We start from the raw sequence: 14,606 nt of genomic DNA on the forward strand, positions 1-14,606 counted from the left end.
CTCCCCGGAGGCGGTCAGTCGTGCGGGACGACGGCGACGGGAACGACGGCGTGGTGCATCACCGCGTGGGTGACGGACCCGATGTGGGTGCCCAGCGGATTGCGGCGGAAGCGCCGGCCGACGACGACGAGCGACGCCTCGCGGGAGGCGTCCGCCAGGAGGTCTCCGGCACTGCCGAACCGGGACTCCTCGACCACCTCGACGGACGGGTACTTCTGCCGCCAGGGGCGCAGCACCTCGGTGAGGGCGGCGGCCTGCTGGCCGGAGAGCTCGTCGCGCAGGTCCACGCCGGCGGCGAGGCTGTAGGTGTAGTACGACGGCAGGCTCCAGCCGTGCACGGCGTGCACGGAGGTGGCGCGGCGGGCGGCCTCCTCGAAGGCGAAGGCGATCACCGTGTCGTCGGGGCTGTCGGTGTCGAGGCCGAGGACCACGGGCCGGAACGGCGCCGCGGCGGACGGGACGCCGGCGGCGTCCATCTCGTGCTCGTCGGCCGCCTGTTCCCCGGCGCGGACCAGCACCACCGGCCGCGTGGCGTGGGCCACGACGGCCAGGGAGACCGAGCCGACCATGAAGCCGCCGATCCCGCCCAGTCCACGGGTGCCCAGGGCAAGCAGTTCGGTGTCCTGTGTCAGCCCCGCCAGCACCTCGGCGGGGCCTCCGCTCAGCTGCTCGGTGGTCACGTCGAGTCCGGGGTGGCGGCGCCGGAGTCCTTCGGCGGCGTCGCGGGGGATGCGCCCGGTCCAGTGCTCGTGCGTCTCGTCGCCCAGCGGCGGCGCCTCCGCCATGGCTCCGGGCACGGGCTCCCAGACGTGGACCAGCTTCAGCGGCAGGCCGCGCAGGTTCGCCTCGCGGGCCGCCCACTCGGCCGCGGCCCGGCTCTCTGCCGAACCGTCGAGGCCCACGGTGACGAAGCGGGGCATGATCTTTACCTCCTGAGTCGGGATCCCGGGGTCCGGGTATCCGTCTTCCGCGTGCTCGTGCACGCGGCGTCGTGCGGGGGGATGGGTGCGGGGGGATGAGCGGCCAGGGCGTCCGTCCGGGGCCGGCCGGCTCCTGGAGCCGGCCGGCCCGGCGGACCGCCGGGCGGTTCCGCCGCCCCGGGGCGGGTCAGCGGAGCCAGCCGTGGTCACGGACGAACGGCAGCCGGGCCCACAGCCGGCCGAGGCCGAGGGTGTCGCCGGCGGAGGCCGCGGCCAGCGCGATCAGGACGACCGCGTAGATCACGTGGTAGTCCGCGAACGGGTTGGTCGACATGCTCAGCGAACCGTCCGAGAGGTGCCGGGCGGGCGGCCACTCGGCGATCCACATGAGAGCCATCATCGCGGTCCCGGCGACGGCCGCAATCCGAAGCGCGAAGCCGCCGACCAGGGCGAGCCCGACACCGAGCAGTCCGGCCATGAACAGCCAGTCGGCCCAGGTGTCCCCGGCCCACGAGTGGAAGGTGGACTCCATCGGCCCGGCGGCCACACCGCTGAGGAATCCCTTGGTCGGCGAGCCGCCGTCGATCCAGCCCTTGCCGGAGGGGGTGGCGTAGCCGAAGCCGAAGGTCTTGTCGAGGAACGCCCACAGGAAGACGAATCCGGTGAGCAGGCGCAGCGACGCGAAGGCGTAGGCCCGCGCGGTGTGCGCGTCGGTCCGAGCCGAGACGGCGGGCTCGGAGGCGGAGGCGGTCCGGTGCCTGCGGAACGACGGCAGGTGGAATCCCGCGCTCCCGTGAGGGTGCTCGTGCACGGCCATGATGTGATCCCTTCGGGGATGGTCCGGTCGGTGCCTGACACCCTCACTGTGTCCGCGCGGCGCCCCGTCCCGCCGGGTGCCGAAGGTCCGCGGACCCCGGGCTGAACGGCCCCTTACCCGGGACCAGTTGGCGGCCCGGCGGGGCGCCGGCCGTCCCGACCGCGCAGGTGGTGGCGCACGGGGACCGACCGGCCCCTCGCCGGTCGGGGGTGATGCCGTGGATCCTTGGACCACCACGGGGAAGGAGGCCGATGCCGAAGAGCTCGCAGCAGCGGGACGTGGGGTGGCTCCAACGGCTCGCGCCAGGGGTCGGAGCCCTCGTCGGCTACCGCCGCTCATGGCTGAGGGGGGACGTGCTGGCGGGCATCACGGTGGCCGCCTACCTCGTGCCGCAGGTCATGGCGTACGCGGGCGTGGCCGGACTGCCCCCGGTCGCGGGACTCTGGGCGATCCTGCCGGGTCTCGCCCTGTACGCGCTGCTCGGCTCGTCGCGTCTGCTGTCGGTCGGCCCGGAGTCCACGACCGCGCTGATGACGGCGACCGTGGTCGGCCCGCTGGCCGCGGGGGATCCGGGCCGGTACGCCATGCTGGCGGCCGCCCTCGCGGTCACGGTCGGGCTGCTGTGCCTGGGCGCGTGGGCGGTGCGGCTCGGCTTCGTCGCGGACCTGCTCTCCCGGCCGGTCCTGATCGGCTACCTGGCCGGTGTGGCCGCGATCATGATCACGGACCAGCTGCCCAAGGTCACCGGCGTCGAGACGACCGGCTCCGGGTTCCTCCCCCGGCTCCGGTCCTTCGCGGGCCACCTGGGCGACGTCCGTCCGGCGACGGTCGCCCTCTCCGCCGTGGCGCTCGCCTTCCTGCTCCTGACGGCGCGGTTCCTCCCCCGCGTTCCGGGCCCGCTGCTCGCCGTGGTCCTCGGTACGGTGGCCGTGGTGGCCCTCGGCCTCGACGACCGGTACGGCATCGAGGTGATCGGGCGCGTGCCGTCCGGGCTGCCCCGCCTCGCCGTCCCGGACCTCGCCGAGCTGCCGCGTCTCGTGCTCCCCGCCCTCGGCGTACTCCTCGTCGCCTACAGCGACTTCATCCTCACCGCCCGGGCGTTCGCCCGCCGGGACGACGACGGCGCCGGGCTCCGGGCCAACCAGGAGTTCCTCGCCCTGGGAGCGGCCAATCTCGGCGCGGGCGCCGTGCACGGCTTCCCGGTCAGCAGCAGTGCCAGCCGCACCGCGCTCGCCTCCTCGACGGGCGCCCGCAGTCAGGCGTACGCCCTCGTCGCGGGCGCGGCGGTGCTGGCCGTGCTGCTCTTCGTGAGCCCGCTGATGACCCGTACGCCCTCCGCCGTCCTGGGCGCGCTCGTCGTCTACGCCGCCCTCCGCCTGGTCGACCTCGCGGGCTTTCGGCGTCTGGCGTCGTTCCGCAGGAGGGAGCTGCTGCTGGCCTTCGGCTGTCTGGCGGGCGTCCTCGCCCTGGGCCTCCTGTACGGGGTGCTGGTGGCCGTCGGCCTGTCGGTGGCGGAGCTGCTGACGCGGGTGGCCCGCCCGCACGACGCCGTCGAGGGGATCGTGCCGGGGGTGGCGGGGATGCACGACGTCGACGACTACCCGCAGGCCCGCACCGTCCCGGGTCTGCTGGTCTACCGGTACGACTCGCCGCTGTTCTTCGCCAACGCGGAGGACTTCCGCCGCCGGGCGCTGGCCGCGGTCGACGGGCAGCACGACCCGGTCCGCTGGTTCCTGCTCAACATGGAGGCGAACGTGGAGGTCGACATCACCGCGCTCGACGCGGTCGACGAGGTGCGCCGCGAACTCGCCCGGCGCGGCGTCGTCTTCGCCCTCGCCCGCGTCAAGCAGGACCTCCTCGGCGACCTGCGCGCCTACGGACTCACGGACTCCGTCGGCGCGGACCGGATCTTTCCGACGCTGCCGACCGCCGTGGACGCGTACCGCGCCTGGTGCGGCGCCCGGTAGGCCGCACGCCGTGCGTCCCGGTCAGTGGGCGGGCACGCCGTGCGCCCGGAACCGCTCCAGGACGCGCTCCGTCGACCGGGGATCCGGTACCGGTGTGTCCCGCAGCGGGAAGGGGAGCCCGAGCGCCTCGTACTTCGCGGAGCCCAGTTTGTGGAAGGGCAGGACGTCCACGCGGTCGACCGTTTCGAGCCCCGCCGCGAAGCGGGCGAGGCCCTCCACGGACGCCGGGTCGTCCGTCCAGCCGGGAACCAGGACGTAGCGGATCCACATCGGGATGCCGAGCCGGTCGAGGCGGGTGGCGAAGTTGAGCGTGGGGGCGAGCACACCCCCGGTCAGCTTCCGGTAGGTGCCGGCGTGGAACGCCTTGACGTCCAGCAGCACCAGGTCGGTGTCGGCCAGGAGCTCGTCGGTGGCACGGGCCCCGAGGAAGCCTGAGGTGTCGAGCGCGGTGTGCAGACCGGCCTCCTTGCAGCGGCGCAGGACCGCGGCGGTGAAGGCGGGCTGCAGCAGCGGCTCGCCGCCCGTGATCGTCACCCCTCCCCCGGCCGTGGTGACGAAGTCCCGGTACCCGGTCACCTCCTCCATCACATCGTCGGCGGTGGCCTCCCGCCCGTCCCGCATGTGCCAGGTGTCCGGGTTGGCACAGTACAGGCAGCGCAGCGGGCAGCCGCTGACGGAGAGCGCGAACCGCGTCCCGGGACCGTCCACGCCGGTGGACAGGTCCCAGGAGTGGATCCGGCCGGTCGTGGTGTCCGTCACGGCACCCTCCTTCACAGCGATCCGTGGAAGGTCCGGCTGATCGCGTCGAGTTGTTGTTCCGGGGTCAGCCGCACGAAGTCGACCGCGTAGCCGGAGACACGGGGTGTCAGGTCCGGGTACGTCTCCGGGTGTTCCATGGCGTCCTCCAGCGTCGCCCGGTCCAGCACGTCGACGTTCATGTGGAAACCGCCGGCGGCCGTGTACCCGTCGAGGACGCCCGCCAGGTTGCCCGGGCGCTCGGCCGGGTCGTGCCCCAGCCCCTCCGGCGTGATCGTCGACGTCGGCGAGATGCCGTCGCGGGCCTGCTCGTACGGCAGCCCGGTCAGGAAGTCCGGACCGCCGGTGTACGGCGTGTGGTCGGCCTGGACGAAGTCGCGTACGTCGATACGCTCGCGCCGGCGCGTCCCGGTGAACTCCCGCCGGGCACCGGCCGTCCGGCTGCCGGCCGTCGTGGTTGCGCTCATCGACGGTCCTCTCCCCTGTCGCGCATGTCCGCTCTCCCTCCGGATCCTGGTCGTTCGCGGTGGCCGCCGGGAGTGCCGGGCAGTTCCCGGGCGGGGGCCGTTCGGCCCGCTTCCCGTGGCCCTGCCGGCCGGGCGTCATCCGACGGGCAGATCGGGCCGCACGAGCGTGCCCGAGCGGCCGTGGACGATCTCGTACGCCGCGTCGAGGGAACCGATCGCGGCGAGGCCCCCGGTGCGTTCGACGAACCGCGCCACGGCCTCGGTCTTCGGCCCCATCGAGCCGGCCGGGAAGTGGCCGCGACGCAGCTCGCTGGGAGTGGCGTCCAGGACGGGCCGCTGGCCGGGGGTGCCGTAGCGCTCGTAGACGTACGGGACGTCCGTGAGGATGAGCAGGAAGTCCGCCTTCAGGTCCTCGGCGAGCAGCGCCGCGGTGAGGTCCTTGTCGACGACCGCCTCCACACCGGTCAGCGCGCCGGTGTCCAGATCGGAGGTGACGGGGACACCCCCGCCGCCGGCGCAGATGACCAGGGTGTGGTCCATGAGCAGGTCGTGGACGGTGTCGGTCTCCAGGATCCGCTCGGGTGCCGGCGAGGCGACGACGCGCCGCCATCCGGTGGTGTCCCGCGCGATGGACCAGCCGTGCTTGCGCGCGAGGGAGCGGGCCAGGTCCGCCGAGTACACCTGGCCGACGAACTTCGTGGGCCGGTCGAAGGCCGGGTCGTCGGCCCTGACGAGGGTGTGGGTGACGAGCGCGGCGACCCGGCGTCCGGGGAGGGCGTTGTACAGGGCCCGGGCCAGCAGCGAGCCGATCATCCCCTCGGTCTGCGCCCCCAGCAGGTCCAGCGGATAGGGGGCGCTGAGGGCGGGATCGGTCGATGTCTCGGCGGCGAGCAGACCGATCTGGGGCCCGTTGCCGTGGGTGATGACGATCTCGTGGTCACGGGCGAGGGACGCGATGGCGGTGGACACCCGGTCGATGTTCGTCTGCTGCACGTCCGCGTCGGGGCGCTCGCCCCGGTGCAGCAGGGCGTTGCCGCCGAGGGCGACGACGATGCGCATGGTTCAGTCCTCCAGAGTGGCGAGGAGCACGGCCTTGATGCTGTGCAGCCGGTTCTCCGCCTGGTCGAAGACGAGGGATGCGGGCGAGGAGAAGACCTCGTCGGCGACCTCGAACGCGTCCAGGCCGTGGGTCTCGAAGAGTTCCCGGCCGAGCCGGGTGCGGCGGTCGGGGAGGGACGGCGGGCAGTGCGTGAACCGCATGTCCGGGTCGCCGGTGGCCGCCACCGTCTTGTCGTCTTCCCGGTACGGGCGCCCGGCGGGCGAACGGCGGCCCGCGACCAGGGCCGGGCCTGGCCGCAGCGTCTTCCGCAGGTCGGTGGTCATGTCGGTGTCCCTCGCGGGTGCGGGCCGGTCAGACGGCGGGGTCGCGTTCGACGGGGCAGCTCATGCAGCGCGGGCCGCCGCGGCCGCGGCCGAGTTCGGCGCCGGCGATGGTGACGATCTCGATGCCCTGCTTGCGCAGATGGGTGTTGGTGGTGACGTTGCGTTCGTAGCCGACGATCACGCCGGGGGCGAGCGCGAGGAAGTTGCTGCCGTCGTCCCACTGTTCTCGCTCGGCGTTGCGGATGTCCTGGGGTGCGGAGAGCATGCGGACCTTGTCCACGTCCAGGGCCTTCGCCAGGGCGGTCGCCAGATCCGGGTTCGGGACGACGCCGAAGCCGGTGGGGCGCACGTCGCTGGGTTCCAGCGTCCACGAGCGCAGCGAGTCGGCGAGGCCCGGGTAGATGGTGAAGGCGTCGTGGTCGACCATGGTCAGCACGGTGTCCAGGTGCATGTACGCGCGTGCCGCGGGCAGCCGGACCGCGATCAGCCTGCTCGCCGTACCGGCCTCGAACAGCCGTGCCGCCAGGTTCTCCACCGCCTGTGCGGTGGTCCGCTCCCCCATGCCGACCATGACGGCGCCGTTGCCGAGGACGTGGACGTCCCCGCCTTCGAGGGTGCCGACGGGGCCGTCCAGGAGCGGCGCGGGCGCGACGTGGGCGAACATCGGGTGGAACCGGTAGACGGCCTCCGCGTGCAGGCTCTCCCGCCGCCGGGCGGGCCTGGCCATGGGGTTGACCGACACCTGGTCGTACACCCAGCAGGAGTTGTCACGCGGGAAGAGGTGGTTGGGCAGCGGCGCGAGGGCGAAGTCGTCGTCGTCCAGCGCGCTCCAGACCAGGCTGCGCGGGGCGGCGAGGTCCAGATCGCTCTTGAGCAGCCCGCCGATCAGGTATCCGGCGAGGGTCTCCCCGTCGAGTGCGGCGCACCGTTCCAGCACCGGGTCCATCAGGGCCGGCCCGACGGTGGCCGGGGTGACCACCCGCTCCAGGAGCCAGGTGCGGGCCTGGGGCACGTCGAGGGTCTGCGCCAGCAGGTCGGCGAAGTAGTGCACACGGGCGCCGTGGTCGCGCAGGACCTGGGTGAAGGCGTCGTGCTCCTCACGGGCGCGCTTGGCCCACAGGATGTCGTCGAACAGGAGCGCGTCGACGTTGCGCGGGGTGAGGCGGGAGAGTTCGAGCCCGGGGCGGTGCACGATCACCTGGCGCAGGCGGCCGACTTCGGAGTCGACGTGGAAGGTGTTCATCTCTCGGCTTCCTCGGTGGTGGGGGGCGGGTGGTCAGTCGCGGTGGCCGAGGCCCTGCCTGCGCGGCCCGCCGCTGCGGCCCCGCCGCGGCCGGGGAAGCGCCGGCGGGCGGGAGGGCGGAGTCTCCGGGGCACGTGCGGCACGTGCGGCACGGTCGCCGGCCGCCGGCTCCACGGGCGCGGACCGCGCCGCCCCGCGGGCCTGGCCGCGCTTCAGCCACACATAGACCGGCAGCCCCAGCAGCAGCACGAACAGCCCGTAGTAGACGGTCTGGTAGCCGCTTCCTTGGATCGACCAGTAGGAGAACGCCATGGCCAGCGCGGCGACGGTGACGTCCCGGGCCAGGCGCCGCGGCGCGATGCCCTCCCGGCCGCGCACCAGCAGCCGGTGCAACTGGGCGGCCGCGGAGAACAGATACGGAATCACGGCCGTGAGCACGCTCAGCAGCACGATCTTGGTGAAGACGTCCTCGAAGCGGGTGTAGCTGAACACGGTGATCAGCGACGCGAGGAGGGTGGAGGAGACGATGCCGAAGACCGGAACGCCGCCTCGTCCGCGGAGCCGGGCGAAGGCCGCGGGGAAGAGCCCGTCGCGGGCGGCCGCGTACGGCATCTCGGCGCTCAGCATGGTCCAGCCGTTGAGGGCGCCGATGCCGGAGACGACGGCGGCCACGGCGACGGCGTCGCCCGCCCAGGTCCCGCCGGCGATGCCGTTCGCCGCGTCCGTGAACGGCGCGGTCGAGGACGCCAGTTCGCCGTGCGGGACCGTGCCGAAGACCGCCAGGGTGCCCAGCACGTAGATGACGGCGCAGACGAGCGTGCCGTAGACCGTGGCGCGCGGCACGTTCCGTCCGGGCTCGCGGACCCGCCCGGCGACCACGGACGCGGCCTCCAGGCCCAGGTAGCTGAACAGGGCGATGGCCGCGGCCGCCGAGACGGCGCCCGGCACGGACCGGCCGCTCGCGTTGAACGCCCCGAAGTTGGCGGGGTCGATGAACAGCAGCCCCACGGTGGCCATGAAGAGCAGCGGAACGAACTTCAGGACGGTGGTGATCACCTGGAAGGCGCCGGTGTTCCGCACCCCGGTGAGGTTGATCACCGCGGGGATCCACAGCCCGGTCAGCGCGATCAGCACGGATGTCCATGTGCGGTGACCGGTGTTGACGAAGACCTCCACGTAGCCGACCCAGGCCACCGCGATCGCGGCGTTCCCGGCCCACACCGTGATCCAGTACGACCAGGCGTTGAGGAATCCCGCGAACTCGCCGAACGCCTCGCGGGCGTAGACGTAGGGCCCTCCGGACGCCGGTACGCGCCTCGACAGCGACCCGAAGGTCAGGGCCAGCGCGAGCGCTCCCAGGGTGACGGCGCCGAACGCCACGAGGGAGACCGGCCCGTAGGGTGCGAGGGCCGCGGGGAGCGCGAAGACTCCCGTACCGATGATGCTGCCGATGACGAGCGCGCTGGCGGCGGGCAGGCCGAGCGCGGCCCCCTCGGCCGGCCTCTCGCCGTCCTTCGTGGTGGTGGACATGGGTGTGCTCCTTGTGCGGCTGCCGTGGAGTACCGATCCGGGACGATCCTTCTGCACCGCGCACGGCGCGATCAGCGGCCGGAAGGCCCCTGCGGGGCCCATTGGTCCCCCGGCCGGCTGCCCGCTCGGCCCCGTGCGGGGCTCCGCGTCCCGCACCCGGCCGCCCCGCCGTGGCGGTCACCCGCCACAACGGGCCGGGCGCCCCGGTCATCCGGGCCGAACGGCCCTACCGCGCGCCCGTCCGCCCGCCGTTCCATAGAGGCCGCTCCGCCCGTCGCAGAAGGCAGCCGCTTCGCCCGCGACACGGAATGAGGCAGCTACCCGCACGGAAGACCACCATGTCCCCCGACACTCCTGAAGCGACCGTCGTGAAGCCACGCCACTCCCTCGACCTCACCGGCGAGGAGGCGCTGCGGCTGCTGGGCGAGGTTCCCCTCGGCCGGCTCGTCTTCACCCGGCACGCCCTGCCGACGATCCGGCCCGTCAACCACGTCCTGCACAACGGCGACATCGTCATCCGCACCCAGGAGGGCACGGCTCTGACGTCCCGCATCCGGGAGGCCGACAGCCGGGGTGTGGTCGTGGCCTACGAGGCCGACAGCATCGATCCCGACTCCCGGCTCGGCTGGAGCGTCGTGGCCACCGGCTACGCGCGCCCCGTCACCGACCCCGGCGAACTGGCCTACTACCGGTCGGTGCTGCGCCCGTGGCTGAGCGGCACCATGGACCAGACGTTCCGCATCCGCCCTGACCTGGTCACGGGCGTCCGGCTCGTCCCCGCGCCCGGCGAGGGATGACGCCGGCCGGTTCGCGCCCCGCCGGCGGTGGGCGGAACGGCACGGTCACACCGGGAACGAGCAGGACGGGACAGTGGGCCCGGTGCAGGAGCGCCCTGGCGACCGGCCCGGGCCGCCTGCCCGGCCCCGGCGGACCCGGCCGGCCGGCCACGACGACGAGGTCCGCGGTGCGGCTGGCCTCCACCAGCGCCCGCGCCGACGCTGCGGCCACCCCGGCGTCCGGTGACAGCCATGCGGTGCGCCCGCCGCGCCGGTGCTCCGTCTGTTCCGCCCCGCCGCGCCGGGCCGGGGACCGCAGGACCCGCAGCCGGGCGCCCCGCAGTTCCGCCTCCTGAAAGGCGTACGCGGCCGTGTCGGCGTCGGCGGGGTCCTCCAGGCCGACCAGCACCTCCCCGTGCCGGCGCGAGGACACGCCGCCCCTCACCACGAGCAGGGGGCCCGGCGCGTGCGCGGCCAGGCGCATGCTCACCGAACCCAGCAGCGTGCCGGAGACGCTGCCGAGGCCCCGGCAGCCGACGACGGTGAGCGCGGCGTGGCGTGCGCGTTCCACGAGTGCGGCCGCCGAGTGCCCCTCGGCCCCGAGGGTGGTGACGGGGACCTCGGGATGACGGCGGCGCACCCGCTCGGCGGCCGACGCCAGCACCGGTTCCGCCTCGTCCCGGTCCGGTACCGCGTACACGATCTCCAGGCCGAGGGCACGCAGGGCCGCCTCCTCGGCGGCTCGGTCCAGTGCGCGTACCGAGACGGCCGAGCCGTCCACGCCGACGGTGACATGCCGGCTGGTCGTGGCGGTCATGGGCTCTTCCTCCCCTTGGTCGGCGGCTCCCGGAAGGCGGTCGGGGCGCCGGTCCGGTCCGGGCGCCGGTTCAGGCGTGCGGGACGACGGCGACCGGGCAGCCGACGTGGTGGAGCACGGCCTGGGTGACCGCGCCGATGTGCGTGCCGATCCGGGCGTCCCGCATCCGGCGCCCGACCACGACGAGAGAGGCGTGCGCGGAGGCACGCACGAGCTCCGGGGCGGCTCGCCCCTCGGAGACGGTCTCGGTCACCGGGACCCCGGGAAACTTCTCGCACCACGGACGCAGCGTCGCGACCACGTCGTGTTCCCGCTCGGCGAGCAGTTCGGGCCCGGCCGCCGGGCCCGTCCGGCCCTGGACGGCGTGGGCCGCCGGGGCTGTGAAGGTGTGGACGACGCGCAGCGAGGCGCCGAGACGGCGGGCGGACTCGAAGGCGAACTCGATCAGCTCGTCGCAGGGGTACCGGGTGTCCAGGCCGAGGACGACGTCGCGGTAGGGGGTCTCGGGTATCTCGTCGGGCGAGACGCCGACGGAGGCCGGCAGGTGTTCGTCGGCGAAGGTCTCGCCCGCGCGTACGAGCACCACGGGACGCGGGCACCGGGCGACGACGCGCTGGGACACCGAACCGACCACGAAACCCGCGACCCGGCCGAGACCGCGGGACCCGAGCACCAGCAGGCCGGAGTCGCCGGCCGCGTCGAGCAGGGCGGTGACCGCGGAGTCCTGCACCAGCCGGTCCTCGACCGTCAGCCCGGGGTGCGCGGCGCGGACGCTGCCGGCCGCCCGTTTCAGGGTCTCCTCCGCCCAGTCCCGCTGGGTCATGCCCATGGGTACGGAGGGCGCCGGTGTCAGCTGCCACGTCCAGGCGTGCACGAGGCGGAGCGGGGCGCCCCGGCGCAGGGCCTCGCGGGCGGCCCAGTGCGCGGCTGCGAGGCTCTCGCTGGATTCGTCGACCCCCGCGGTGACGTGCCGAACCATGGTGCGGACCTCCTCGTCCGGGTTCTCCGGCTCCTCCATCGAGCCTCGGGCACAGGACGTACCCGTGCGCAGGGGCCGCACAGGCCTTTCCCGGGGCCTATCGGCCCATCGTCCCGCCGTGCCGCTCCCTCGCGGCGAAGCACCGGGGCGGCCGGGGAGGCCCCTGTGGGGCGCGGGGAGGCACGCGAGCGCCCGTCACGGACCCGCGGGCGTGCCGCACCCGGGCCGGCCGCGGCGCTCACCCCCTGAGGGCCCGGGAACACAACCCGCGGAGCCCGGCGCCCCCGAAGCCCCGGCGCCGCCGCGGTGCCGGACGGCCCGGCCGGGGGGCCAGGTGGCCCATGGCCGGTCAGGCGGCACCGGGACAGGCTGAGAGCGCGGACCCGTATGTCCTCTGGAGGCCGTGATGAACGCTCCCCCGACGACGAGCATGCTCCGCGCACTGCCCGCCGAGCACCGCAGGCGGCTGATGAGCCGCGCCCGTGAGGTGTCCTTCCCCCAGGGAACGCGTCTGTTCGAGGAAGGCGGGCGCGCCGACCGGTTCTGGACCATCCGCACCGGCACGGTCGACCTGGACATGCATGTGCCGGGCCGCCGCCCCGCCGTCGTCACCACCCTCGGGCACGACGAACTCCTCGGCTGGTCCTGGCTGTTCGCCCCGCACGTCTGGCACATGGGCGCGGCGACGACGAGCCCGGTGCGCGCGTACGAGTTCGATGCCGCGACGGTCCGCGCGATGTGCCAGGACGATCCGGCGCTCGGCCTGGGCGTGGCCCAGTGGGTGGGCGGGATCGTGGTCCACCGCCTGCACTCGGCCCGGACCCGGCTGCTCGACCTCTACGCCCCGTACGGCAGCGGCGGCTTCCACTGATCGCGCACCTTCCACCGGAGGAGGCTCCATGCTCGGCACCCCGCACATCGTCAGCGATGTGATGACCCATACGGTCGCCGCCGTCGGCCGCCGCGCGGCCTTCAAGGAGATCGTGCGGATGATGCAGGACTGGAAGGTCAGCGCCCTGCCCGTGCTGGAGGGCGAGGGCCGCGTCGTCGGCGTCGTCTCGGAGGCCGACCTGCTGGCCAAGGAGGAGTTCCGCGAGAACGTCTCCGGCCTCCTCCCGTCGAGGCCGGGCGCGCCCGAGGGTGCCTTTCTCCCGCCGCCGGGCCGGCTCTCCGACCTCGCCAGGGCGGACGCGGTGACCGCCGAGGACCTGATGACCTCCCCGGCCGTGACCATCCGTCCGGACGCCACGCTCGCGCAGGCGGCGCGCGCCATGGCGCTGTCCCGGGTCAAGCGGCTCCCCGTGGTCGACGAGCTGGGCATGCTGCAGGGCATCGTCAGCCGCGCGGACCTGCTGAAGGTGTTCCTGCGCGACGACGAGGAGATCGAGCGGGAGGTCCGGCGCGAGGTCGTCTCACGCCTCTTCCCCTCGGCGGACGTGCGCATAGGTGTGGAGAACGGGGTCGTGACGGTCGGCGGCCACGTCCGGGACACCTCGCTGGTGCCGGTGGCCGCGCGTCTGGTCAGGGCCGTCGAGGGCGTCGTGGACGTGCGGTTCGACCTCACCGGTCCGGGGGCCGCCGACGCTGCCGCGGCGGGCGGGGACAAGAGGGCCGCCGCACCCTGACCGGTGGGGGTGGCCGCGCGGGAGGGGGTGGCGTCCGGGCCGGGACGGCCGTGCGGCCCGCGGCCCCCGCCGCCGGGAACCGGCTCCCGGGGAACGCCGCGGCGGCCGGCACGGCCATGCGGCCCGCAGCGGGACGGGGCGGCCGGCACGGCCATGCGGCCCGCAGCCCCGCGGGGTGACGTCCCGGACAGGACAGCCATGCGGCCCGCAGCCCCGCGGGAGGAGGTGGCGTCCGGGCCGGGACGGCCGTGCGGCCCGCGGCCCCCGCCGCCGGGAACCGGCTCCCGGGGAACGCCGCGGCGGCCGAGGCGTCGTCGTCCTCGCCGCCGGCAACCGGCCGGAGGCCCTCGGCCCGGCCCTGCTGCGCCCCGGACGCTTCCGACCGCCAGGTCACCGTCCCGCTGCCCGACCGGGCCGAGCGCGCCGCCATCCTGCGGGTGCACGCCCGGGGCGAGATCCTCGCCCCCCGAGGTCGACCAGCCACGGCGTTCGCGGTGGGCCCGGCAGGCGCCGTGCGGAGAGGGGGCACCCGGGGTGCCCGCCGCGTCCCGCGTCTCCGGGCGGAGCCCGGTGTCAGCTCGTCTTGCGTCGCCACTGCGGCTCGACGCGGTCCCATTCGGCGCCCCAGCTCTCCGTGGCGCGCCGCTCGATCCGCAGGCGCACCACGCGTCCGCCGACGAGAACGGCGAGGCCCCCGGCCGCGGCGGCCGCGGCCCCGGTCAGGACGACCCGTGCGGCGGCCTCCGACGCGCTCAGCGGGGCGGACACCAGGTGGCCGTGCCCGTCGGTCCACGCCGGTACCCCGGTGCCGGCCTTCACTCCCGTCTCCACGCTCGTGGTGCCGGTGCGGACGGCGCCGTCGCCGTCGGTCCAGCGGACCTTCGCCTGCAGGTGGTCGTAGCGGGATCCGCTGGCCGGGTCGCGCAGGTCGTCCGGCGTGGTCTGCAGCAGGACCGCGGCGACCGGCTGCCGCTGCTGCCGCTGCTGGTCCGCCGCCTCGCCCACGGCATAGGCGCCCAGGGCGCCGGCGGCGGTCCCGCCGGCCACGGCGACCAGCCAGGTGGCCAGCACGACCCAGCCCTCCACGGTGTCGCTGTGCCGTCGCAGCGGATTGCGCCGCCACCGCCACGCAAGGACCGTCCCGCGCCTGACCTTCCGCATCGGTCGCACCCCCTCCCGGGCTCCCGGGCCCGACGGCCCGAACACTGTGAGCAAGATCCCACCCCCCGGCCGATCCCCGGGAGGGGTCTCAGGGCCATGACGAGAGGGCCGGTGAGGGAGCATTGTGGGGGGAGCACTGGGGCCGGACGGCCCTGGTACGTCCGG

At 74.6% G+C, this 14,606-nt stretch carries 14 protein-coding genes and 1 pseudogene; 4 read left to right on the forward strand and 11 right to left on the reverse strand.

Going from position 1 to position 14,606, the window contains the following annotated elements; all coding sequences use genetic code 11:
* Positions 1-14: 14 nt before the first annotated feature.
* On the reverse strand, positions 15-920 hold the full coding sequence (locus tag ACZ79I_RS03180; protein WP_471493851.1) for a universal stress protein: 906 nt from the start codon (positions 918-920) through the stop codon (positions 15-17).
* A gap of 187 nt (positions 921-1,107) precedes the next feature.
* Positions 1,108-1,737: a hypothetical protein gene (locus tag ACZ79I_RS03185; RefSeq protein WP_471493853.1), complete on the reverse strand. Its 630-nt coding sequence runs from the start codon at positions 1,735-1,737 to the stop codon at positions 1,108-1,110.
* 251 nt (positions 1,738-1,988) lie between these two features.
* Between ACZ79I_RS03185 and ACZ79I_RS03190 the strand changes: the two genes are divergently transcribed.
* The gene (locus ACZ79I_RS03190; RefSeq protein WP_471493855.1) at positions 1,989-3,704 is read left to right on the forward strand and encodes a SulP family inorganic anion transporter; all 1,716 of its coding nucleotides are present in this window, start codon (positions 1,989-1,991) and stop codon (positions 3,702-3,704) included.
* A gap of 21 nt (positions 3,705-3,725) precedes the next feature.
* On the opposite strand, the gene pflA is transcribed toward ACZ79I_RS03190, so the two are convergent.
* The 6 genes and pseudogenes from pflA to ACZ79I_RS03220 all read right to left on the reverse strand — a co-directional run bounded on the left by pflA (position 3,726) and on the right by ACZ79I_RS03220 (position 9,083).
* Positions 3,726-4,463, reverse strand: coding sequence for a pyruvate formate-lyase-activating protein (gene pflA, locus ACZ79I_RS03195; RefSeq protein WP_471493857.1), 738 nt, complete (start codon positions 4,461-4,463; stop codon positions 3,726-3,728).
* Between the two features lie 11 nt (positions 4,464-4,474).
* Positions 4,475-4,780 (reverse strand): annotated as a pseudogene (locus ACZ79I_RS03200) (glycine radical domain-containing protein); the annotation flags it as partial.
* Positions 4,781-5,062: 282 nt separating this feature from the next.
* Positions 5,063-5,986, reverse strand: a complete 924-nt coding sequence (locus ACZ79I_RS03205) for a carbamate kinase (RefSeq protein ID WP_471493859.1) — start codon at positions 5,984-5,986, stop codon at positions 5,063-5,065.
* A gap of 3 nt (positions 5,987-5,989) precedes the next feature.
* Complete coding sequence (locus ACZ79I_RS03210) at positions 5,990-6,310, reverse strand: ornithine carbamoyltransferase, subunit I (protein ID WP_471493860.1); 321 nt, start codon at positions 6,308-6,310, stop codon at positions 5,990-5,992.
* Between the two features lie 28 nt (positions 6,311-6,338).
* Positions 6,339-7,553, reverse strand: coding sequence for an arginine deiminase (locus tag ACZ79I_RS03215; protein ID WP_471493862.1), 1,215 nt, complete (start codon positions 7,551-7,553; stop codon positions 6,339-6,341).
* Positions 7,554-7,586: 33 nt separating this feature from the next.
* Positions 7,587-9,083, reverse strand: coding sequence for an APC family permease (locus ACZ79I_RS03220; RefSeq protein ID WP_471493864.1), 1,497 nt, complete (start codon positions 9,081-9,083; stop codon positions 7,587-7,589).
* A gap of 338 nt (positions 9,084-9,421) precedes the next feature.
* On the opposite strand from ACZ79I_RS03220, the gene ACZ79I_RS03225 reads away from it, so the two are divergent.
* Positions 9,422-9,880: a pyridoxamine 5'-phosphate oxidase family protein gene (locus ACZ79I_RS03225; protein WP_471493866.1), complete on the forward strand. Its 459-nt coding sequence runs from the start codon at positions 9,422-9,424 to the stop codon at positions 9,878-9,880.
* Here ACZ79I_RS03225 and ACZ79I_RS03230 read toward each other — a convergent pair.
* Complete coding sequence (locus tag ACZ79I_RS03230) at positions 9,840-10,676, reverse strand: universal stress protein (protein WP_471493868.1); 837 nt, start codon at positions 10,674-10,676, stop codon at positions 9,840-9,842. The two genes, ACZ79I_RS03225 and ACZ79I_RS03230, sit on opposite strands and share 41 nt — an antisense overlap.
* Before the next feature lie 70 nt (positions 10,677-10,746).
* Positions 10,747-11,655, reverse strand: coding sequence for a universal stress protein (locus ACZ79I_RS03235; protein ID WP_471504726.1), 909 nt, complete (start codon positions 11,653-11,655; stop codon positions 10,747-10,749).
* 406 nt (positions 11,656-12,061) lie between these two features.
* Between ACZ79I_RS03235 and ACZ79I_RS03240 the strand changes: the two genes are divergently transcribed.
* Both ACZ79I_RS03240 and ACZ79I_RS03245 read left to right on the forward strand, forming a co-directional pair.
* Entirely contained in the window at positions 12,062-12,526 is a 465-nt protein-coding gene (locus tag ACZ79I_RS03240) for a cyclic nucleotide-binding domain-containing protein (protein WP_471493869.1), read from the forward strand.
* Positions 12,527-12,554: 28 nt separating this feature from the next.
* On the forward strand, positions 12,555-13,280 hold the full coding sequence (locus ACZ79I_RS03245; RefSeq protein WP_471493870.1) for a CBS domain-containing protein: 726 nt from the start codon (positions 12,555-12,557) through the stop codon (positions 13,278-13,280).
* A gap of 573 nt (positions 13,281-13,853) precedes the next feature.
* On the opposite strand, the gene ACZ79I_RS03250 is transcribed toward ACZ79I_RS03245, so the two are convergent.
* Complete coding sequence (locus ACZ79I_RS03250; protein ID WP_471493872.1) at positions 13,854-14,441, reverse strand: Rv1733c family protein; 588 nt, start codon at positions 14,439-14,441, stop codon at positions 13,854-13,856.
* Positions 14,442-14,606 lie beyond the last annotated feature (165 nt).

The sequence above is a fragment of the Streptomyces sp. PSU-S4-23 genome (assembly GCF_055632315.1).

Excerpts from the sequence above, each read along its gene's own strand:
- ACZ79I_RS03185 (WP_471493853.1), bottom strand. The coding sequence starts at position 1,737 with ATGGCCGTGCACGAGCACCCTCACGGGAGCGCGGGATTCCACCTGCCG.
- ACZ79I_RS03205 (WP_471493859.1), bottom strand. The coding sequence starts at position 5,986 with ATGCGCATCGTCGTCGCCCTCGGCGGCAACGCCCTGCTGCACCGGGGC.
- ACZ79I_RS03235 (WP_471504726.1), bottom strand. The coding sequence starts at position 11,655 with ATGGTTCGGCACGTCACCGCGGGGGTCGACGAATCCAGCGAGAGCCTC.
- ACZ79I_RS03245 (WP_471493870.1), top strand. The coding sequence starts at position 12,555 with ATGCTCGGCACCCCGCACATCGTCAGCGATGTGATGACCCATACGGTC.
- ACZ79I_RS03250 (WP_471493872.1), bottom strand. The coding sequence starts at position 14,441 with ATGCGGAAGGTCAGGCGCGGGACGGTCCTTGCGTGGCGGTGGCGGCGC.
- ACZ79I_RS03230 (WP_471493868.1), bottom strand. The coding sequence starts at position 10,676 with ATGACCGCCACGACCAGCCGGCATGTCACCGTCGGCGTGGACGGCTCG.
- ACZ79I_RS03180 (WP_471493851.1), bottom strand. The coding sequence starts at position 920 with ATGCCCCGCTTCGTCACCGTGGGCCTCGACGGTTCGGCAGAGAGCCGG.
- ACZ79I_RS03220 (WP_471493864.1), bottom strand. The coding sequence starts at position 9,083 with ATGTCCACCACCACGAAGGACGGCGAGAGGCCGGCCGAGGGGGCCGCG.
- ACZ79I_RS03225 (WP_471493866.1), top strand. The coding sequence starts at position 9,422 with ATGTCCCCCGACACTCCTGAAGCGACCGTCGTGAAGCCACGCCACTCC.
- ACZ79I_RS03190 (WP_471493855.1), top strand. The coding sequence starts at position 1,989 with ATGCCGAAGAGCTCGCAGCAGCGGGACGTGGGGTGGCTCCAACGGCTC.
- ACZ79I_RS03210 (WP_471493860.1), bottom strand. The coding sequence starts at position 6,310 with ATGACCACCGACCTGCGGAAGACGCTGCGGCCAGGCCCGGCCCTGGTC.
- ACZ79I_RS03240 (WP_471493869.1), top strand. The coding sequence starts at position 12,062 with ATGAACGCTCCCCCGACGACGAGCATGCTCCGCGCACTGCCCGCCGAG.
- ACZ79I_RS03215 (WP_471493862.1), bottom strand. The coding sequence starts at position 7,553 with ATGAACACCTTCCACGTCGACTCCGAAGTCGGCCGCCTGCGCCAGGTG.